A 19,762-nucleotide genomic window follows, 5' to 3' on the forward strand; every position below is an offset into this window, starting at 1 on the left:
GTGAGCCTGGAAGCCAAGCGAAAATGGTCTTGGAGCATTCACTCGATGAGCCTCGGTAAGTTGAGTGCGGGTTCTCCCGTTATAGAGGCGGAGTCTGACTAGCCCCAAGTGGTGAAAGTACTCCCAGAGGGAATATTAGTGATAATATTCTAAAAAAAGGTGGTACCATGGAATTCGACTTCCATCCTTTATCTAATCTTGATTAGATGGGGATGGAAGATTTTTTTATTTTCCTCCCCTAGTCGAAAGAAATTTTAGGAGGAAATCTGATGTCAAAAAAAATAACCTTACGTTCAGCGCTTACTGCAACTGCCTTACTGGCACTCTTGTCAGCACCGATCGCGCAACCACAACCACTCCTTTCTTATGATAGTGAGCTTACAACCGTTCAAGCCCAGGAAGAGACCGTCTTAAATTGGGTCACCTCGGCTGAGATTCCAACGCTTGATTCAGCCTTAGCTTACGATACCGTTTCGGATATTGGCCTTTCTTATATTGCTGAAGGGTTACTGCGTTACAGTCCTGAAGGAAAGATCGTTCCTGCCGGAGCGGTTGACCTGCCTGAAGTCTCAGAAGACGGCTTGACTTATACCTTCGAATTGCGCCAAGATGCCAAGTGGGCGAATGGTGAAGCTGTCACCGCTCATGATTATGTCTATGCCTGGCGCCGAGCAGTCGACCCTGAGACCGGCTCAGCCAATGCCTATACCCTTGACCTACTTGAGAATGCGATTGAAATTGGCCGAGGTGAATGTCCAGTCGAAGATTTAGGGGTGAAGGCACTCGACGATTACCACTTAGAAGTGACCCTGAGACGGCCTGCCACTAACTTCTTGAATATTGTCTCTGATACCAACTTCTTCCCCCAAAACCAAGCCTTCATCGAAGCGGCGGGCGAAGATTACGGGATTCAATCAGATGCCGTTCTAGGGAACGGGGCCTTCATTATTGAGAATTGGAACTCAACAGCCCTCGAATGGACGCTCGTTAAGAACCCTCATTATTATGGGGCGGATGACATTCAATTAGACCGGGTTCAAGTCTCCGTTGTTAAGGATCCGAATACCGCGGTCAGCCTTTATGAAGCAGGCCAAATTGATATCGCACCCGTCTCTGGTAACTTGCTCGCCCAATACCAAGGTAGTCCTGATTTAGTCTCCTTCCCTGGTCTGTCGCATTCATATATCGAATTTGGGATCTCTTCATCTGAACCCTTACAGAATGAAGATCTACGTAAGGCCTTCTCTCTCGCGATTGACCGTGAGACCCTGACCCAAAACGTTGCCTCTGGAGGTGCTTCGACCGTTAAAGGACTCGTGCCACAAAATGCGGTCTTCAACCCGGAAACAGGTGAGGATTATACCAATAAACAAAAAGACTACTCAACCTTTGATGTGGATTTAGCCCGTGAACACTGGGAGAAGGCAAAGGAAGACTTAGGAACGGATAGTGTGACCTTGGACCTCTTAATTACCGACTCCGAAACGACTAAGACCTTAGCTGAATATATCCAAGGACAAGTCCAAGAGAATTTACCTGGCTTTAACATCAACATTCGTCCCCTGCCTGCTAAGACACGGTTCGAAGAAATGATGTCCTTTGACTTTGATATTGCTATTGGTGGCTTCTCAATTGCTACTGGGGACGCTGCTGACTTCCTGGTCAACTTCGTCTCCGATGCTACCCACAACCATGCCCAATTTAAGGATCCTGAATTTGACGCCTTAGTAGAAGCCATTAATGGTGAATTAGCGGGGGATTATGAGGCACGTCTGGCTAAGATCTATGAGGCAGAGAACTACCTGCTGGACCGTCAGATCTTTGTCCCCTTCATCCAGCCCAACGATAACCTGCTCGTCTCACCAGAAATCGAACATATCGATATTATTCCTAACGATACCGGTGTGGACTTTAAGACCTTAACTTTCAAGTAGTCGCAAATGATGAACCGCATCGACTCAAGATGAAGGGATACTTACAGACGAACCCAATAAAAAACGTTATAATATAAACATTAGAAAGGTGCGGTGATCATGCGGTCCTACTTTAATTATTTACTTCGACGATTCTTTTATATGGTGATAACGCTCTTTATCATCATTACGGTGACCTTCTTTCTCATGCAATTTCTTCCAGGGACGCCTTTTGCCAACCAAGACTTACTCACCCAAACGCAATTGGACCTCTTAAATGAGAAATATGGTCTCGATCAGCCCCTCTACGTGCAATATTTCAATTATCTGGCCAATGTCCTTAAGGGGGACTTGGGTGTTTCCTTCCAATATAATAATATGCCTGTGACGCAGATTATTGCAGACCGGGCGGGTCCTTCCATCTTCTTGGGTCTGCAAGCCATGGTCTTTGGTGTCTTGATCGGGACTCTCTTAGGGATGCTGGCTGCGGTCAAGCAGAATTCATGGATAGATACCTTTACCTCGATCTTCGCCATCGGGGGTCGCTCCGTACCGAACTTTGTCTTTGCGGTCATCTTGCAATATGTCTTCGCCGTCTGGTTAAGTATCTTACCCATTGCCTTCTGGCGCGATGGCTATCTATCGACGATCCTCCCCAGTCTCGCCCTGGCCATCTCTCCCATGGCCGAAGCCGCGCGCTTTGTTCGAACGGAAATGATCGAAGTCTTGAGTTCAGACTATATGGAATTAGCGACGGCTAAAGGCTTCTCTAAGACCTATGTGCTCTTTAAGCATGCCTTAAGAAATGCGATTATTCCCCTCTTAACGATCGTGGGACCCATGACTGCCGCTTTAATGACCGGATCACTCGTTATTGAGCAGATCTTCTCCATTCCTGGAATCGGTGAACAATTCACCAAATCCATCCTAGTGAATGACTATCCCACGATTATGGGAATTACGATCATGTATTCCTTAATGTTACTGATTATCATTCTTATCGTTGACATTCTCTACGGCTTGATTGATCCGAGAATGCGCCAAGTGAAAGGAAGTGTCTAAATGTCTCAGCCAAGTCAAGTCGCAGCCGATGCAAAGGATGCATCAAAAGACCTCGACCCATGCCTCTTTGAATTCAAGCAAATTGAAGATCAAAGCGAACAAGAAGCCATTGCAGCCCCTTCCTTGAACTTCTTCCAGGATTCCTGGCGGCGGCTGAAGAAGAATAAGGGCGCCATGATTTCCTTATTCTTTGTCATCTTGATTATTATTCTGACCCTATTAGCTCCCGTCCTAGCCCCCCACTCCCCCTTTGCCCAAAATCCTGCCCAAGCAAACTTACCACCCAAGATTCCTGGCTTAGAAGGCTGGTCTTGGTTCAATGGTCAAGCCAGAAATCGTGGTGGCGTCCTCTTTGATGCTTATGAACAAGCACAAGTCCCAGCGGGCACTTACTACTATCTAGGGACCGACGGTTTAGGACGCGATCTGCTCTCGCGGATCTTATATGGGACGCGGATCTCTCTGTTGGTAGCCTGTGTGGCTGTGGTGATCAATGTGGTCTTAGGCCTTACTTATGGCCTGATCTCCGGTTGGTCGGGCGGCAAGGTCGATACCTTCATGCAACGAGTCTTAGAAGTGATCTCAGGCGTCCCCAACCTCGTCATTGTGGTTCTGATGCTCTTGGTCTTAGAACCCGGCTTGTTATCCATTATTATAACGATTTCTTTAACCTCTTGGATCTCCATGTCACGGGTGGTTCGTGCCCAGACCATGCGGATTAAGCAACAAGAATACGTCCTAGCCGCTCAAGTCCTCGGCCAGTCGACCTTTAAGATTATGACCCGGCATATCTTACCGAATATGTTAGGCATTATTGTCGTCCAGATGATGTTTGCGATTCCCTCTGCCATCTTCTTTGAAGCCTTCTTGAGTTTCATTGGGATCGGAATTCCTGCTCCTAATGCTTCCTTGGGAACCCTCTTGAATGATGGGTATAAGACTTTCCGTTTCTTACCCCACTTAATGTGGTATCCTGCCGTGACCATTTCACTCATTATGCTGTCCTTTAACCTCTTAGCCGATGGTCTAAGAGATGCCTTCGATCCCAAGATGAAAGAGTAGGTGAGTCCATGCAATCCCCAATTATTCAAGTCGATAACTTACAAATCTCCTTTCGAACCTATGCGGGGAAGGTCCACGCCATCCGTGGAATTAATTTGGACCTCTATCCAGGAGAGACGCTCGCTATTGTCGGCGAGTCTGGATCCGGCAAGTCAGTGACCACCCGCGCCATGATGGGCCTCTTAGCGCAAAATGCCATCCACGAAGCCGGTGAAATCCGCTACCAAGGACGAGATATTCTAGCCCTCAAGGAAAAGGACCTGCAGAAGTTACGAGGCAGTGAGATTGCGATGATCTTCCAGGATCCCATGACTGCCCTGAATCCAACGCTAACCATTGGTCGGCAGATTATGGAAGTTCTCACCAAAAAGCGCGGCATGGATGCGAGAAAGGCACAAGCCGAGGCCATTGACCTCCTTACCCTATGCGGGATTCCCAAGGCCAAAGAACGCTTAAAACAATACCCCCATCAATTCTCAGGGGGCCAACGTCAACGGGTCGTGATCGCCATTGCCTTAGCAGGAGATCCTAAAGTCCTCATTGCGGATGAGCCGACTACCGCCCTAGATGTCACGATCCAGGCGCAAATTATTGAGCTGCTCAAGAAAATCCAAAAAGAAAAAGACATGGCCATTATCTTTATCACCCATGACTTGGGTGTCGTCGCCAATGTCGCTGACCGGATTGCGGTCATGTATGCCGGTCGCCTGGTGGAAGTGGGTGGTGTTGATGATATTTACTACCACCCCCAACACCCTTATACCTGGGGTCTCTTATCGGCCATGCCAACACTGGAGAGCCAAGACAAGCTCTATGCCATCCCAGGGACACCCCCCGACCTGCTCAATCCTCCAAAAGGGGATGCCTTTGCGGTCCGGTCAGACTACGCCCTAGCCATTGACTTCCAAGACCAGCCCCCCTTCTTCAAGGTCAATCCAGGGCATTATGCAGCCACCTGGTTGCTCCACCCCTTAGCACCCAAGCTAGACCTCCCCGAACCCATCCAAAAGCGCTATGCCCACTACCAGGCGAAGCTCGAAAAAGGGGAAATCCACCATTCAACCTGCGAGAGGAGGGCGTATCATGACGCAACAACCACTCTTACAAATTAAAAACTTAAAGCAAATCTTTAACCCAGGCAGTCCCCGGGAAGTGAAGGCCATTGATGATGTCTCTTTTGACATCTATGCTGGTGAAACCTTTGGCCTGGTCGGTGAATCCGGCTCCGGTAAATCTACCATTGGACGGGCCATTGTCAACCTCTTCCAACCAACAGGAGGCGAAGTGTATTACCAGGGCATCACTCAAAAGGACCGTCAATCAAAAGCCGACCGCCTCGCCTTCAGTAAAGATGTCCAAATGATTTTTCAAGACCCGTATGCTTCTTTAAATCCCCGCATGAAGGTCAAGGATATTATTGCCGAAGGGATTGATATTCATGGTTTGGCCCAATCGGCGGAAGAACGCCAGGCTAAAGTCTTGGACCTGCTCCAAGTAGTGGGATTGAATCAAGACCACGCCAGTCGCTATCCACATGAATTCTCGGGTGGTCAACGGCAAAGAATCGGGATTGCCCGGGCCTTGGCTGTTGAGCCAAAGTTTATCGTAGCCGATGAACCGATCTCAGCCTTAGATGTCTCCATCCAAGCCCAGATCATCAACCTCTTAGAGGAGCTGCAAGCCGAACGGGACCTGACCTATCTCTTCATTGCCCATGACTTGTCCATGGTCAAGTACTTTAGTGATCGGATTGCCATGATGTACCACGGACGGATCCTGGAACTCGCACCAGCAGAAGAACTCTACCAAAATCCGCTCCACCCCTATACCCAATCTCTCTTATCGGCCGTCCCACTGCCAGATCCAGACTATGAACGCCAGCGGCAACGGATTCACTTCCATGCAGATGAGACAGAATTAAGTCAACAAGTCCTACAAGAAGTAAGTCCAGGCCACTGGGTCGCTCAATAAGTTAAAGTCCCGACCGTTAGTGCTCAACTAACGGTCGGGACTTTTTTTGTCTAATAAGTGATTTTCTAACACTCAAGAATCCAATCCTTTACCTCGCCTAGATTCCTTTAACCAACGTGGCCCAAAATAATCGATAAAGACCGCCCCCAGCGGAGCCGTTAAGAGGATGGCCACGGTGGCAGCGACTAGAATGAGGTCCCCGCAGGTGAATCCTGCCATTAAGGGGAGACCACCTAGGGAGGCTTGAACCGTCGCCTTGGGCAGATAGCTTCCCATGATAAAGGCTCGTTCTTGCGGATCAAAGGATGTCCCCAATAAAGAGACTCGAACCCCCATCATGCGACCCACAAGCCCCAAGATAATCACAACGAGGACTCCCCAACCTGCTTGGAGGGCCAAGCGCGGATCAACCGCTGTTCCTAGGAAAGCAAAGAGAAAGATCTCGGCTACTCTCCAGACCTTGGTAAAGGATCCCGCTAACTTCTGCGACTGGTCCGGAAGGAGTTGACGCAAGGTCAAGTGAGCAGCCAGAACAGCTAAGACCCCTGAATAAGGCAGCTTGCCTTCCAAGACAGGCTCCAGCCCCATCATCACTAAGGAAGTCGCTAAAGAAAGGATAAAAAAGTTGATAGCTTGAAGATCGAACCGGTCGACCAAGCGCTTGACCACCCAACCGACTGCGATTCCCAACCCCACTCCGGTGAGAACCGTCATGGGAATCGTCCCCAGCTGGCTTAAGTCAAAAGATCCGCCCTGGTTGACCTGCATGAAGCCAGCAAAGAGGACAAAGATCAGAATGTCATCGGCTGTCCCGCCTGCTAAGACCATCTGGGGAATCCCTTGATCCACCCCTAATCCTTGATCCATCATCTGGGCCATACGGGGCACTAAGACGGCGGGAGATACGGCTGCTAAGACCGAAGCCAGCAAGAAGGACTCGGCATAATTTAAGGGCAGGAAGTAACCCGCCAAGAGACCAATACTAATAATTTCAAAGAGAGCCGGCACAAAACACATCAGAATAGCGGGCCGCCCCACTTGCTTGAGGTCCTTGATATTCAGCGTTAGGCCGGCCTTGATTAAGATCACCATCAAGGCCATCTGACGGATATCGCCCGCCAGGGAAAGCAACTGTCCGTCCAAACCATTCAAGACCGCAGGCCCTAGCAGAATCCCGATGATTAAATAGCCAACCAGTCTTGGTAGATGGCACCTTTCCATCATACGTCCGCTAATCCAGCCCAACAAGAGCACCCATCCCATTCCCCACAACATCTGATCTCCTCCTCAATTATCAAAAAAGACTCCTGCAAGCTAAATAAGCCTACAGAAGTCATCAGCCAACACGGCGGTTTATCGTCAACGAAAGGAAGCACTTCATTTCCTTGGTTTCATTATAGGCCTTTTTTTCAAGCGCGACAAGTCGGCACTTGAATTTTTTTATCGCTTGGTCAAAGGAAAATAATAAAAACGTTATAAAGAAGGCAGTGCCAATGCTTAATTAAAGGGGACCACCCTCCAAGACAAGGCCTTTCCGGGCTCGATTCGCTAGGCAATGCCTAGTGGGACTAGCCCGGAAAAGCTGCGCTTTGGAGGGCGGTCCCCAGTGATTTTACACATTCGTATGGCCTGCTATAAAATATAATCACGCTCATTTCCGCTATATATAGTGGTCCTCATCTAACTCAACCCAACATCTTGTGTTTTACTCCTTGAATCTTGCCCATCACTTTGCTAGAATAATGACAGATTCATCCAACAATTGAATAGGAATGAGGAGAATGGAATCCAGTGTGAATCTGGAACGGTCCCGCCACTGTGAAGTCAATCGACGAAGTCAGGTCTTTTGTTCTCATTCAATGCTCCCTTAATATTTCGAGGCAAAATATTAAGATCCCTAGGGAAGGACTCTGCCTTCTTTAGGGATCTTTTTTTTGGGAAGAATCCAATTTAACCACAATGAAAGGACAAGCTATGATCTATTATCAATCCGTGATCGGGAATACTCGGGTCTTTGTCCAGAAGTCAGGCATTGAGGCTTGCGAATTAACCGATCTCAATTATGACCAGATACAGGTGGACCAACCCTTTATTCTGGTGGCCCCGACCTACGATCCCTCCACCACAGCCATTCTCAACGACTTCCTCAAGGAAGCTGATAACTGGGAATACTGTCGCGGCATCTTCGGGGCTGGCAATCGCAACTTCATGGACTTATTCTGTTATACCGCTAAGAATCTGGCCAGTGAATTCGATTTGCCCCTCCTCCACCTCTTTGAATTCCAAGGCAGTGACTATGATGTCAACCAATTAGTAAAGGAGCATAATGCACGATGTCAGAACGTGAAGTAGTAACCAAACCCAACGCAGTATCTTATTTTGAATTGAATAACCAATTGAACATTCCCATCAACGGCCAAATCCCACTGGATAAGGATAAGCAGGCTGTCCGAGCTTACTTCTTGGAGCATGTGAATCCCAATACGGTCTTCTTCCATAACTTAGATGAGAAGCTGAATTACCTCATCGAAGAAGGCTATATTGAAGCCGACTATCTCGATGCCTACTCCAAGGCCTTTATTAAACGGCTCTTCCAGCATCTCTATGACCAGAAGTTCCGCTTTAAGAGCTTTATGGGGGCCTTCAAATTCTATACTTCCTATGCCATGAAGACGCGGGACAACCAGCGCTACTTGGAACGGTATGAGGATCGAATTGCCTTAATGGCCCTCTACCTGGCTCAAGGGGACGAAGACTTAGCTTGGAAGATTGCCGATGAACATATTCACCAGCGCTTACAAATGGCAACTCCAACCTTCCTCAACGCGGGTAAGAAAGCACGGGGCGAAATGGTCTCCTGCTTCTTATTAGATGTCCAGGATAACATGGAGGCGATCGGTCGCAGTCTCAATTCGGCCCTGCAACTCTCCAAACGTGGCGGCGGTGTCGGCATCAACTTATCCAACTTACGCGAAGCTGGCGCCCCCATCAAGGGCATTGAGAATGCCGCTTCAGGTGTCGTTCCCGTCATGAAATTGTTCGAAGATGCCTTCTCCTATGCCAACCAGCTGGGTGCCCGTCAAGGTGCGGGTGTCACCTATCTCTCCATCTTCCATCCCGATATCTATGCTTTTCTTTCGACCAAGAAAGAGAATGCCGACGAGAAGATTCGCGTTAAGACCCTATCATTAGGGGTGGTGATCCCTGATCAATTCTACCACCTACTCCAATCCAACCAACCCATGTACCTCTTCAGTCCCTATGATGTTGAGCGGGAATACCAGATGCCCTTTAGCTATGTCGACCTCACAGCTGAATACCATAAGATGGTGGCCAACGACCGCATTCGCAAGTATCGGGTGAATGCTCGTGAATTGGAACAGGAGATCTCTAAGCTGCAACAAGAGTCTGGTTATCCCTATATTATCAACAGCGACACCGTCAACCGCCAAAACCCCATTGCCGGACGCATCGTCATGTCCAACCTCTGCTCTGAGATCTTCCAAGTCCAAGTTCCCTCCCAATATAACGAAGATCTCTCTTATCAAGAAGTCGGCTGTGATGTTTCCTGTAATCTGGCCTCCACCAACATCTTAAAGATGCTCGAGAGTCCGAACTTTGAAGACTCCATCGCCACTGCTATCAGGGCCTTAACCCAAGTCTCTAGAATGAGTCATATTCAAGCCGTGCCCAGTGTCGCCTTGGCCAATGACCGCTATCATTCCGTCGGATTAGGGGCTATGGGGCTTCACACCGCCTTGGCTCACTACCAGATCCATTATGGGTCACCCGAAGCCCTAGAGTTTACAGATCTTTACTTCCGCTGTGTTCGTTACTATGCCCTCAAGGCTTCCAACCAGATGGCCAAAGAGACCCAGACTTCCTTCTATGGCTTTGCTGAATCCGCCTATGCCGATGGTTCCTACCTTAAGGACCGCTACATCGACCCAGGTGAAATCACCATCCAGTCGGACAAAGTTCAAGCCATCTTCAAGGAGATTCCCATTCCGACGGTTGAAGACTGGCAAACCTTAAATGCGTCCATTCAAAAGGATGGCCTCTACCACGCCTACCTTATGGCGGTTGCCCCTACAGGGTCGATTTCTTATATCAATGAGACCTCCGCCTCTATCCATCCGATTGTTCACCGCATAGAACACCGGCAAGAAGGGCAAGTAGGCGCAGTCTTCTATCCAGCCGCTGGCTTAAGTAACGAGACCTTCCCCTACTATACACCGGCCTTTGAGATCGACCAGCGCAAGATCATTGATACCTACGCAGCTGCTCAAAAGCATGTCGACCAAGGAATGTCCTTGACACTCTTCATGGCCTCCGATCTTCCTCAAGGCCTCTATGAATGGAAAGAAGGGCGCACAACCAAGATGACGACCCGTGACCTGAACTTATTGCGGCACCATGCCTTCCGCAAGGGCATCAAATCCCTCTACTATGTTCGAACCTATACGGGGGATCAAGAACGCTCGAGCAGTAACCATTGCCAATCCTGTGTCATTTAGAAAGGAGTCCCTATGACTAAATCCTACTTTAACCAAATTAAACACCCGAACCGCCCGACCAAAAATGTCACCTACTACCAGGCCATCGACTGGAACCAGATCGAAGACCAGCTCGATAAAGAGACCTGGGAGAAGTTGACCAGCCAATTCTGGCTAGACACCCGCATTCCAGTCTCCAATGACTTGGCCGACTGGCGTCAATTAAGTGAAACAGAACGCGACGTGGTCAACAAGGCCTTTGTCGGCTTGACCCTCTTGGATACCCTGCAATCCGAAGAAGGCGCCAATGTCATGCGCGACGATATCCGAACCCAACAGGAGGAGGCCATCTTAAATAACATCCTCTTTATGGAAAGTGTTCACGCAAAGTCCTATTCCACAATCTTCATCTCGCTCAATGACCGCCATCAGATTGACGAAATTTTTGACTGGGGGAATACCAACGACCAACTCCAATACAAGGCCAAGGTCATCAACCAAATCTACCAAACAGGCAACCCTCTTCAGAAGAAAATTGCCTCGGTCTTCCTGGAGACCTTCCTCTTCTATAGTGGTTTCTTTACCCCACTCTGGTATCTGGGTAACGCCAAATTAGAGAACGTGGCTGAAGTCATCAAACTGATTATCCGCGATGAATCCGTCCATGGCACCTACTTAGGTTATAAGTTCCAGCTTGCCTACCATGAGCTCGACCAAGAGGCACAATACGAGACCATGATGTGGATGTATCAACTGCTCGAGGATCTAATGGCAAATGAAGTGACCTTTGCGGAAGCCATCTACGACCCCGTTGGTTGGAGCGATGAAGTTAAGGTCTTCATGCGCTACAATGCCAACAAGGCCCTGCAGAATCTTGGCTTCCCCCCTTATTACGAAGATGGCACGGCAGAAAATGTTAACCCGATTGTCATGAACGGCTTATCAACAGACACCACCAACCATGACTTCTTCTCCCAAGTCGGATCAGGCTACCTGATGGGACAAGTAGAGGCCATGAGCGATGATGATTATCAATTCTAGGAGGTATTTTATGTCCACACTCACCATCTATTCCAAAGATAATTGCAGCCAATGTTCCTTCACAAAACGCTTCTTAAGCGACCATCAAGTCCCTTACCAAGAAGTGAATGTCTTGGAAGATCAGGAGGCCTTGGCCCACATCCAATCCTTAGGCTTCCAATCCCTGCCAGTCGTTGAAGCTCCCGGTCTCCAGCCCTTCTGTGGCTTCAATATGGGCAAATTACAAGCCCTGCTTAAGGCCTTCTAGTCATCCATAAAATAAAGAAGACCAGCTTCCCCGCGATCGAATAAGGATCGAGCACGATGGCTGGTCTTTTTTGGACGAAAGACTGGGTCTTACTTTTGATAGATGGCCTTGAAGCCCTGCTGAAGGTCTGGGTCTTCTGCTGGTTGGAAGGTTAAGAGACCTTGGTCATTCGGGCCCTTAGTGGTTACTAGGACCCCAGGCTCCCCTTGGTCTAGGACAAATAAGTAGAGGTGACGCTGAGGGTCCGGATTGTGTGTGTCACGTAGGTCTGTATAGACAGCTAGGATCCGCAGGTCTCCCTCATGGGCTTGTCCTCGATAGGAAGCAGACCGGACTTGACCCTCTAAGACCAGGTCGAAGTTTTCTTGGGGGACGCCGGGTCCATAGAAGGGCACATTGTTAGCGGGTGTGGCTGCCTGGTAGCTTTGCCCCAGCTTACTGGACCAGTTCGTGATCAAGTCCGCTAAGGCTTCGTCTTGAGCGGTCGTCCAGTCTTCCAGCTCTCTGTCTTTAAGAGCTTGTGGATCTTGTACTTCAATGGGGTACCAGTCTAGGTCAGCCAGATCCAAGGGGTCTCCTGCCTGGTCAGCGACTTCGTCTTGGAATTCCTTGAGCGTCATGGGGGCTTTCGTCTCCATGTCCTGGCCAACTGAATCCACTTGATCGGCATCATAGGCCAGCCCTAAGACCCGGTCCAGCTGGTCCCCTTGAGCGTTCATTTGATAGAGCCCTATTTGATCTGCCTCTTCGCTGTAGTGTTGGTCGATTAAGACCTGACCCTCTTGGTAGATCTGTAAACTGACTTGGTCGACTAAGGGGGCTTCTTGGCGGTAACCAGCTAGGTTGATCACTTCACCCTCCTTAAAGGTCAAAATCCGAAAGACTTCTTGGTCAGCAATCAATAGCTCAGGAATCTCATTATCATCCAGATCATATAAGGCATAGCGCAGATCGCCCTTGCGGACCCGGTCAATTTCACGCGCATCCACAAAGGGCTCTTCCTCCTCCAAGGGTTCTTGGAATTGCTGGTGAAAGGTCTCATAGGATCCGATGACTGGCTGATAATAGTCCGGTAACCCCTCCTGATCAGCTAAGGGGACGGCTTGCATCGTTAATAGACTCCATAGTAGCATCAACTTGGTCATGGTTCTTCCTCCTTACCCGTCTTACTTGTCTTGGTCCGATTATACCATATTATGAAGGCGAGGATGCCCCGCTTATCTTGCCGGATCTGTTTTATTGAGCCGTTTCAAGCGGATCCTCTTAAGTAGCTTAACGGGCCGTTTCAGGCCTTCTATTTGTTTTTTTATTGATTTTATCTATAATAGAAGAAGATCGATTAACGATGGTCACCGGTCTTGTACCTGTCGGTTTATCTGATGCCTAATCAGTTGATTCAGAGCCTGGTTAACGCCTGATGTGGGGTTGATAGAGGCTGCAAAGACTGCTAAGAAGCTCAGAGTTTCACCGCAAAAATTCAGCAAACAAAAAAAGCATCACCACCATCTTAAGATTGCCGTTCGAGGATTTCCAGGACACAAGCAGTCTTTTTTTGCTTGTCTTGAACTTCGAACAAACAAAAATAAAAGGAGTGCGCATATGCTCAGCCGTTTGCTGAAGAAACAATTATTAACCAAAGAAGAAACGCTCATGATTGCCTTAGGTTGCCTGATTATGACCTTTGGCATTGTCAATATCCATCTGCCTGCCCGGATCACCGAAGGAGGGGTCCTAGGCTTCGTGATGCTAGTTTATAAGCTCTTTAATCTAGACCCTTCGGTCATGAGTTTCCTAGCGGACCTCACTTGCTATGCCATCGGTTTCAAGTTATTAGGCAAGGACTTCCTCTTCCGTGCGATCCAAACCTCTCTAATCTTCGCCCTCTGCTACCGATTGATGATCTGGGTCGGTCCCATTCTGCCGAGTTTGGTGGAGGCCCCCCTCTTAGCCAGTCTTCTAGGAGGGATTCTGATTGGGGTGGGCTGTGGCCTCTGCATTAGCCAGAGCTGTGCCGCAGGTGGTGACGATGCTTTGGCCATGGTGATTGCCGATCAAGCGGGTTGGTCGATTGCCAAGGCCTACCTCTTGAGTGATGGTGTTGTCCTATTGCTATCCCTCACTTACCTTGAGCCTAACCGTTTAATCTATTCTTTCTTAACGACGCTTGTTTCATCCTTTATTATTGGTCAATTTGAGCTTCACTTCCCCAGCCTGCAAACCATCGAATGGACAAGCAAGGCCTAATAAGTCCCTCTTTCTCGCCTTCGCCCACTCTTTCATCAAGGAGGTCCTCATGCCCGTCATTATCCTGTCCCCAAGTAAAGAGATGAACCGCCAACCAGGTCATCTTCCACCTACCCTCACTCCCCTTAGTCAGACCATCCGCCAGGCTTTGTCAGACCTGTCCCTAGAGGAAATTGCGCAATGCTTTAAGGTCTCAAGTGATTTGGCCCAGACCATTCAAGCCGATATTCAAGCAGTAGAAGCCCCTACTGCTAAGGCTGCCTATTTGACTTATCAGGGGCTGGCCTTCCGGCAAATCGATTGGTCGGCGATTTCACTGGATTATGCCCAAGACCACTTGCGAATCCTATCCGCTTTCTACGGTGTCCTGTCCCCTCGAACCGCCATTAATCCCTACCGGCTGGACTTCAACACCCGACTAAAGGTGGCAGACCGCACCTTAAAATCTCTCTGGCAACCTGCTTATCAAAAAGCCCTACAAGGCGAAAGGGTTTATAATCTGGCCTCACAAGAATTCGCTAGTCTCCTGGATCCGGACCAAATGGACCTGATCACAATTCGCTTCTACCAAGATCTTGACCAAGAGAAGAAGGCCCCTTCAGCCACGGCCAAGAAGTTACGCGGGAGCTTAGCTAACCACCTGCTCCAGCAGGAAGATTTTAGTGAGGCTACTTTCAAGTCCTTTACAGCTGAGGGCTATCAATTAGTTGACTTTGATCCCCATCATGGCCACATTAACTATTCCAAAGCTTAAGCCTTCAACTGGAAGGACGGTCAGCCGTCTATTCATAGGATGCGGTCACTTTGTTGATCCCGGATCATGATAAGAAGAGAGTCTCAATGATTAGCCAAATCATTAAGTCAATTAAGGGACCGATTGGGAGAAGAAATCACTTTAACCTGAAATAAGAAAGATTCTTCATCATTTGAGGACAATGGTTGAACAAGATCGAGAATAAACAAAAAATCATTTTTTATGGTTAATGAAAGGCATGAGAACGAGCCGCCTAGCGTGTCCTAACACCTTACGGTTCACCGTCTAAGCATTGCCCAGTAGATCGAATCTGGAAAAGTGGCTCCTTTTAATTAAGTATTGGGAATGCTTCTTATTGAGGGATATCCCTCTTTTTCTTTGGCTTAAAACTGAAACTTTACATTCAAAAGGCTTTAAAGCTGAAGATAAATCGGTATAATGAAAAGGTATGTAAAGAAGGGGTGATTATATGAACACTAAGAATGATTTTTATAAAGAGATGCTGGCGATTGCGATTCCGATTGCCTTGCAGAACTTAATTGTCTCCAGCCTAAACACCTTGGATACCATGATGATTTCAACGCTGGGAGCCAGTACCATTGCGGGGGTCGGCTTGGCTAACCAAGTCTTCTTTTTCTTTATGATGATTTGCTTTGGGACCGGAACGGGTTCTTCAGTGATGATCTCCCAATACTATGGCCGTCGAGACTATGAGAATATGCGCCGGGTCAATGCCCTATCCGCCATTATCTGTATGGTGACCGGGGCCGTCTTTACCCTCTTAGCCTTCACCATGCCCGAGCGGTTAATCCGCCTGCTCATTGATGATCCGATCGTAATCAATGAAGGGGCCAAATACTTGCGAGTTGTCTGCTGGTCTTATATCCTCACTGGCTTCTCTTTCGCCTGCGGAATCTCCCAACGAAGCACAGGGAACCCACGTGCTCCCCTGGTAGGGTCCATTATTGGATTCATTTGTAATGCCTTCTTTAACTATGCCTTTATCTTCGGTAAGTTCGGCATGCCTGAATTAGGGGTGGTTGGAGCCGCTGTGGGTACGATTATTGCGCGGTTTGCTGAATCAGGGATTATTCTCTATTCCATGACCCGCTATTCGAGTCCTTTAAGAGGCCCAATCCGAGATATGATGAACTTTGGCAATGGCTTCATTACCAAGTTCATGAAGGTTACCTTCCCTGTCATTGTGAACGAGACCTTATGGGGGCTGGGCCAAGTCCTTTATAGTGTCGCTTATGCCAAGGTGGGAACCGATGCGACCGCTGCCGTTCAAATTGTCGTCGCCATTCAGAACCTTGCCTTCGTCTTAATCCGTGGCCTATCAAACTCTTGTACCATTATCATTGGCAAGACGATTGGCCAAGGACTCCTGCAGATGGTCTATCCTTATGCCATCCGCTTCTTAAAACTGGGCACCCTCTTCAGTGTGGCGATTGGACTCTTTATGTGTCTAACCCCTGATCTGACCCTATCCTTATTCGGTAGTCTCTCACCCGAAGTCCGTCTCTTATGTGAGATCTTACTGGTTTACATGGGGATTCTCTTCATGTTCAAAGCCTTTAACTCTGTCCTCGTCGTAGGTGTTCTCAGAGGCGGCGGGGATACCACCTTCTCCCTCTTCCTCGAGACCGGCAGTGTCTGGCTGGTCGGCGTTCCACTGGCCTTTATCGGGGCCGTCGTCTTCCAGCTCCCCATCCAGTGGGTGGTCGTTCTGGCCGGGATGGAAGAAGTGGTCAAATTATTCATCGGGGTCTACCGGGTCTACAGCCGGAAATGGATCCATGAGATTGCATAGGGAACATTCATAAATGGCCTAACCTCCCTGAAATAAAAAAACAGCCTGCTCTCTCTAGGTTGAGAGATGACAGGCTGTTTTCTCTTAATATGGCTCTATTTCAGATAGGGTTGAAGGAAGAATTTTTCTTCCATCAACCCTAAAAAATATAGAACCCTCGTAACTGTACTTCATTTAAAAACCTCCTTACTGGTTTACCTAGTAAAGAAAGTACATATTACAGGTGGGAGGCAGTGTTGGAGTTATCTGAATGTAAATTTTTATAAACATTACTACTTTAAGATTTGAACTTTGCGGATTGTATTAAGTGTAATAAGAAGAGCATATACAAAAAATATAAAAATAAATAAGGAAAAACTTCCTAGAAACCACGGTATGTGAAAATTAACATTAACTTTACAAATAATTTACCTTAAATAAACAATAGATGTTTATAATTAACTTTGTCAAATGACTCAATGGGAGAAATAAATGGATAAAAACGTACGTCAAAAAGAAATGTTAGATTATGTTATTCGTCATCAAGAAGTTACTATTCAATCACTATCTCAAATGTTCAATGTCCATGAGATGACTATTCGAAGAGACTTGGAAGAATTAGAAAAAAAGTATCCAATCAAAAGAACACATGGTGGTGTGATATCAAAGATTTATAGAAATATTGAGTCCCTATATAATTATCGGAGTACACTCAATACGCTACAGAAAGAAGAGATTGCTTCAAAAGCAGCAAACTTGATTGATGACGGGGATTTTATTTTCTTGGATTCTGGAACTACTACCTTAGAATTGGCTAAACTAATTATTAACAAGAATATTACTGTAGTTATCAATGATTTTCATATTTATGATATTCTGAAATATTCAGAAACTCTTAATATCTTGTTTGCCAGTGGAAAGATCACTAAAGAATATCGTTATATGACAGGAGGGAGTCTGAATGAATCTTTCTATAATAACCTTTATGCGAATAAAGCATTTTTAGGAGTAATGGCAGTGGACTTCTTACAGGGTGTCTATCAATCAGATTTAAAAGTTGCTTTATCCAAAAGAGGGATGGTTCGTAATGCAGAGCAGGTGTATGTAATGGCAGATACATCTAAATTTGACAAGAAAACTTCATACAAAGTATGCGACATAAAGGATGTCAATTATCTTATTACAGATTCATCATTTGATTCTACATTGTATTCTATTCCTAGTCAGTTAAATATCATTTAGAAAGTTGAGGGAGATTATGGGAAAAATTTATTTCGATTCTATAGTAAAAAATTTCGGGAATGTAAATGTAATTCCAGATTTATCATTAGAAATTCCTGATGGGTCTTTCTCTGTATTGCTCGGACCCTCAGGATGTGGAAAGACAACCCTGCTAAGAATGTTAGCTGGTTTCGAGAAAGTCACTTCTGGAACAATAAAATTAGATGATGTCGATATTACGAATAAGCCAGCAAACAAACGGGATGTAGCAATGGTGTTTCAGAATTATGCGTTATATCCGACTATGACAGTTCGTAATAATATCGAGTATGGGTTAAAAAATATCGGTATGAAGAAATCCGAAAGAGATGATTTAGTTCAAACAGTATCTAAGATCGTGGAGTTAGAAGACCTCCTCAACAGGAAACCTGGAGAACTATCTGGAGGACAAAGACAAAGAGTGGCGCTAGCAAGAGCTATTGTCAAGAAGCCAAAGGTTTTCTTGATGGATGAACCGTTATCCAATTTAGATGCAAAATTAAGAGCGGAGATGCGATACCAAATCGATAAAATTCATAAGACTCTAGGCACTACTTTTATCTACGTAACTCACGATCAAGCGGAAGCTATGGCATTAGCTGATCAGCTAGTATTGATGTCCCACGGAAAAATTATGCAGGTTGGACATCCAATGAAAGTGTATGATCATCCAAACAATACATTTGTTGCGAACTTTTTAGGAATTCCACCAATGAATTTAATCAAAATTCATAATGATTTAGTTATTGGGTTTAGACCAGAGGATGTTCAAATAAATTCTTCTCAGTTAAATGACGGTCTTTCAATAGATTCTCTACGCGTTATTCACAAGGAAATGCTAGGGGCAGTTACGAATTATTTACTCGAAATAAATAAAGATACAAGAGTATATTTATCAACCGCAAATAGAAACATAGAAACCGATGACATCATCGATATCTTTATTCCAAATTCCAAAGTTAAGTATTTTGATGCTAATAATATATTTAATCCACAGATGCAACATCCGGAAAATATTCGTTCACTAATTAAGGAGGGGAAAACCGTTGTGGGATAAAGCAAAACCATATGTCATGATTGCACCGGCAATGATATTGATATTTCTTTTTACAATCCTACCTCTTATTCAATTATTTGAGTTTAGCTTATTCAATTACAATCTCATGAATCCTTCAATAAGTAAATATATAGGATTCGATAATTATGCGAATGTTTTCCGTAGGAAGGATTTTTGGGATGCAACTTATAACACCCTCCATTTCACGGCAGTAACACTAGTACTAAATCTTGTCGGAGCAATATTATTCGCCTATTGGCTTCGTAAAGGTACTAAGATGAATCGATTGACCTTAGCAGGTATATATACACCAAGTGTCATATCGGTAGTATCTATTTCAATGATCTGGATGATGTTGCTGAATCCAACTAGCGGTGTTATTAATTTTTTGCTGAAATCAGTTGGACTTCCAACCTCAACCTTTCTTCAGAGTTCCGATACTGCTCTTCAAACCGTAGAATTCGTTGGTGCATGGCAGAGTGTAGGGTATAATGCTGTCATTCTTGCTGGTGCTATGCAATCTATAGACAAGAGTATATATGAGGCTGCTTTACTCGATAGATCAAGTAAATTTAGAACCTTAACTAACATTACAATTCCGATGATATCTCCGCAGATATTCTTATTAATCATTAATATAACTATCGCTTCGTTTAAAGTTTTCGAAACAGTAAATATTATGACGAATGGCGGTCCAAATGGATCTACTACGACTCTGGTTTATTATATTTATAATTATCGAACCACGAATATCGGATATGCTGCAGTTGTTGGGATAATAATGATGGCTATCATTGCTATATTTACTTCAGTTTATTTCAAAATAACTGAGAAATATGTTCATTACAGATAGAGAGGAGTCA

Annotated in this window: 17 protein-coding genes, 2 riboswitches and 1 other annotated feature (1 of these 20 cut by a window edge); of the genes, 15 read left to right on the top strand and 2 right to left on the bottom strand. The window is 46.2% G+C overall.

Annotated features, from left to right (window positions below):
• Nucleotides 1–192, top strand: a binding site (T-box leader); it begins 65 nt to the left of the window's first position.
• Between the two features lie 77 nt (nt 193–269).
• The 5 genes from HMPREF9708_RS03170 (at nt 270) to HMPREF9708_RS03190 (ending at nt 6,008) form a co-directional block, all read left to right on the top strand.
• Entirely contained in the window at nt 270–1,934 is a 1,665-nt protein-coding gene (locus tag HMPREF9708_RS03170) for a peptide ABC transporter substrate-binding protein (protein WP_006308651.1), read from the top strand.
• Nucleotides 1,935–2,033: 99 nt separating this feature from the next.
• Nucleotides 2,034–2,975: an ABC transporter permease gene (locus HMPREF9708_RS03175; protein WP_006308652.1), complete on the top strand. Its 942-nt coding sequence runs from the start codon at nt 2,034–2,036 to the stop codon at nt 2,973–2,975.
• Nucleotides 2,976–4,037, top strand: coding sequence for an oligopeptide ABC transporter permease (gene opp3C / locus HMPREF9708_RS03180; RefSeq protein WP_006308653.1), 1,062 nt, complete (start codon nt 2,976–2,978; stop codon nt 4,035–4,037).
• A gap of 8 nt (nt 4,038–4,045) precedes the next feature.
• Nucleotides 4,046–5,149, top strand: coding sequence for an ABC transporter ATP-binding protein (locus HMPREF9708_RS03185; RefSeq protein ID WP_006308654.1), 1,104 nt, complete (start codon nt 4,046–4,048; stop codon nt 5,147–5,149).
• A complete protein-coding gene (locus HMPREF9708_RS03190) occupies nt 5,121–6,008 on the top strand; it encodes an ABC transporter ATP-binding protein (protein ID WP_006308655.1) in 888 nt (295 codons plus the stop codon). Before HMPREF9708_RS03185 ends, HMPREF9708_RS03190 begins: the two co-directional genes overlap by 29 nt.
• 72 nt (nt 6,009–6,080) lie before the next feature.
• On the opposite strand, the gene HMPREF9708_RS03195 is transcribed toward HMPREF9708_RS03190, so the two are convergent.
• The gene (locus HMPREF9708_RS03195; RefSeq protein ID WP_006308656.1) at nt 6,081–7,283 is read right to left on the bottom strand and encodes a cation:proton antiporter; all 1,203 of its coding nucleotides are present in this window, start codon (nt 7,281–7,283) and stop codon (nt 6,081–6,083) included.
• Nucleotides 7,284–7,328: 45 nt separating this feature from the next.
• Nucleotides 7,329–7,402: riboswitch (Fluoride riboswitch) on the bottom strand.
• A gap of 362 nt (nt 7,403–7,764) precedes the next feature.
• A riboswitch (adenosylcobalamin (AdoCbl) riboswitch) is annotated at nt 7,765–7,907 on the top strand.
• Nucleotides 7,908–7,982: 75 nt separating this feature from the next.
• Here HMPREF9708_RS03195 and nrdI point away from each other — a divergent pair.
• From nrdI to HMPREF9708_RS03215, 4 genes are read left to right on the top strand one after another with little or no spacing between them, the layout of a single operon-like run.
• Entirely contained in the window at nt 7,983–8,360 is a 378-nt protein-coding gene (gene nrdI / locus HMPREF9708_RS03200) for a class Ib ribonucleoside-diphosphate reductase assembly flavoprotein NrdI (protein WP_006308657.1), read from the top strand.
• On the top strand, nt 8,342–10,525 hold the full coding sequence (gene nrdE / locus HMPREF9708_RS03205) for a class 1b ribonucleoside-diphosphate reductase subunit alpha (RefSeq protein WP_006308658.1): 2,184 nt from the start codon (nt 8,342–8,344) through the stop codon (nt 10,523–10,525). The genes nrdI and nrdE overlap by 19 nt, the downstream gene beginning before the upstream one ends.
• Nucleotides 10,526–10,537: 12 nt before the next feature.
• Entirely contained in the window at nt 10,538–11,545 is a 1,008-nt protein-coding gene (gene nrdF, locus HMPREF9708_RS03210) for a class 1b ribonucleoside-diphosphate reductase subunit beta (protein WP_006308659.1), read from the top strand.
• Nucleotides 11,546–11,555: 10 nt separating this feature from the next.
• On the top strand, nt 11,556–11,792 hold the full coding sequence (locus HMPREF9708_RS03215; protein WP_006308660.1) for a glutaredoxin domain-containing protein: 237 nt from the start codon (nt 11,556–11,558) through the stop codon (nt 11,790–11,792).
• A gap of 89 nt (nt 11,793–11,881) precedes the next feature.
• Here HMPREF9708_RS03215 and HMPREF9708_RS03220 read toward each other — a convergent pair whose 3' ends face one another.
• On the bottom strand, nt 11,882–12,937 hold the full coding sequence (locus HMPREF9708_RS03220) for a DUF4767 domain-containing protein (RefSeq protein WP_006308661.1): 1,056 nt from the start codon (nt 12,935–12,937) through the stop codon (nt 11,882–11,884).
• 454 nt (nt 12,938–13,391) lie between these two features.
• Between HMPREF9708_RS03220 and HMPREF9708_RS03225 the strand changes: the two genes are divergently transcribed.
• The 6 genes from HMPREF9708_RS03225 to HMPREF9708_RS03250 all read left to right on the top strand — a co-directional run bounded on the left by HMPREF9708_RS03225 (nt 13,392) and on the right by HMPREF9708_RS03250 (nt 19,752).
• Complete coding sequence (locus tag HMPREF9708_RS03225; protein ID WP_006308662.1) at nt 13,392–14,036, top strand: YitT family protein; 645 nt, start codon at nt 13,392–13,394, stop codon at nt 14,034–14,036.
• 49 nt (nt 14,037–14,085) lie between these two features.
• Nucleotides 14,086–14,790, top strand: coding sequence for a YaaA family protein (locus HMPREF9708_RS03230; protein WP_006308663.1), 705 nt, complete (start codon nt 14,086–14,088; stop codon nt 14,788–14,790).
• 469 nt (nt 14,791–15,259) lie between these two features.
• Entirely contained in the window at nt 15,260–16,603 is a 1,344-nt protein-coding gene (locus tag HMPREF9708_RS03235) for an MATE family efflux transporter (RefSeq protein ID WP_006308664.1), read from the top strand.
• A gap of 471 nt (nt 16,604–17,074) precedes the next feature.
• Entirely contained in the window at nt 17,075–17,824 is a 750-nt protein-coding gene (locus HMPREF9708_RS03240; RefSeq protein ID WP_006308665.1) for a DeoR/GlpR family DNA-binding transcription regulator, read from the top strand.
• Between the two features lie 16 nt (nt 17,825–17,840).
• On the top strand, nt 17,841–18,899 hold the full coding sequence (locus HMPREF9708_RS03245; protein ID WP_006308666.1) for an ABC transporter ATP-binding protein: 1,059 nt from the start codon (nt 17,841–17,843) through the stop codon (nt 18,897–18,899).
• Complete coding sequence (locus HMPREF9708_RS03250; protein WP_006308667.1) at nt 18,889–19,752, top strand: carbohydrate ABC transporter permease; 864 nt, start codon at nt 18,889–18,891, stop codon at nt 19,750–19,752. The genes HMPREF9708_RS03245 and HMPREF9708_RS03250 overlap by 11 nt, the downstream gene beginning before the upstream one ends.
• The last annotated feature ends 10 nt before the right edge of the window (nt 19,753–19,762 follow it).

This window comes from Facklamia languida CCUG 37842 (assembly GCF_000245795.1).
Classification (GTDB): Bacteria; Bacillota; Bacilli; order Lactobacillales; family Aerococcaceae; genus Facklamia; species Facklamia languida.

Coding starts and splice junctions, on each gene's coding strand:
- HMPREF9708_RS03230 (WP_006308663.1), top strand. CDS start 14,086: ATGCCCGTCATTATCCTGTCCCCAAGTAAAGAGATGAACCGCCAACCA.
- HMPREF9708_RS03245 (WP_006308666.1), top strand. CDS start 17,841: ATGGGAAAAATTTATTTCGATTCTATAGTAAAAAATTTCGGGAATGTA.
- HMPREF9708_RS03190 (WP_006308655.1), top strand. CDS start 5,121: ATGACGCAACAACCACTCTTACAAATTAAAAACTTAAAGCAAATCTTT.
- HMPREF9708_RS03235 (WP_006308664.1), top strand. CDS start 15,260: ATGAACACTAAGAATGATTTTTATAAAGAGATGCTGGCGATTGCGATT.
- HMPREF9708_RS03170 (WP_006308651.1), top strand. CDS start 270: ATGTCAAAAAAAATAACCTTACGTTCAGCGCTTACTGCAACTGCCTTA.
- HMPREF9708_RS03195 (WP_006308656.1), bottom strand. CDS start 7,283: ATGTTGTGGGGAATGGGATGGGTGCTCTTGTTGGGCTGGATTAGCGGA.
- HMPREF9708_RS03185 (WP_006308654.1), top strand. CDS start 4,046: ATGCAATCCCCAATTATTCAAGTCGATAACTTACAAATCTCCTTTCGA.
- HMPREF9708_RS03240 (WP_006308665.1), top strand. CDS start 17,075: ATGGATAAAAACGTACGTCAAAAAGAAATGTTAGATTATGTTATTCGT.
- nrdI (WP_006308657.1), top strand. CDS start 7,983: ATGATCTATTATCAATCCGTGATCGGGAATACTCGGGTCTTTGTCCAG.
- HMPREF9708_RS03225 (WP_006308662.1), top strand. CDS start 13,392: ATGCTCAGCCGTTTGCTGAAGAAACAATTATTAACCAAAGAAGAAACG.
- HMPREF9708_RS03175 (WP_006308652.1), top strand. CDS start 2,034: ATGCGGTCCTACTTTAATTATTTACTTCGACGATTCTTTTATATGGTG.
- nrdE (WP_006308658.1), top strand. CDS start 8,342: ATGTCAGAACGTGAAGTAGTAACCAAACCCAACGCAGTATCTTATTTT.
- opp3C (WP_006308653.1), top strand. CDS start 2,976: ATGTCTCAGCCAAGTCAAGTCGCAGCCGATGCAAAGGATGCATCAAAA.
- HMPREF9708_RS03215 (WP_006308660.1), top strand. CDS start 11,556: ATGTCCACACTCACCATCTATTCCAAAGATAATTGCAGCCAATGTTCC.
- nrdF (WP_006308659.1), top strand. CDS start 10,538: ATGACTAAATCCTACTTTAACCAAATTAAACACCCGAACCGCCCGACC.
- HMPREF9708_RS03220 (WP_006308661.1), bottom strand. CDS start 12,937: ATGACCAAGTTGATGCTACTATGGAGTCTATTAACGATGCAAGCCGTC.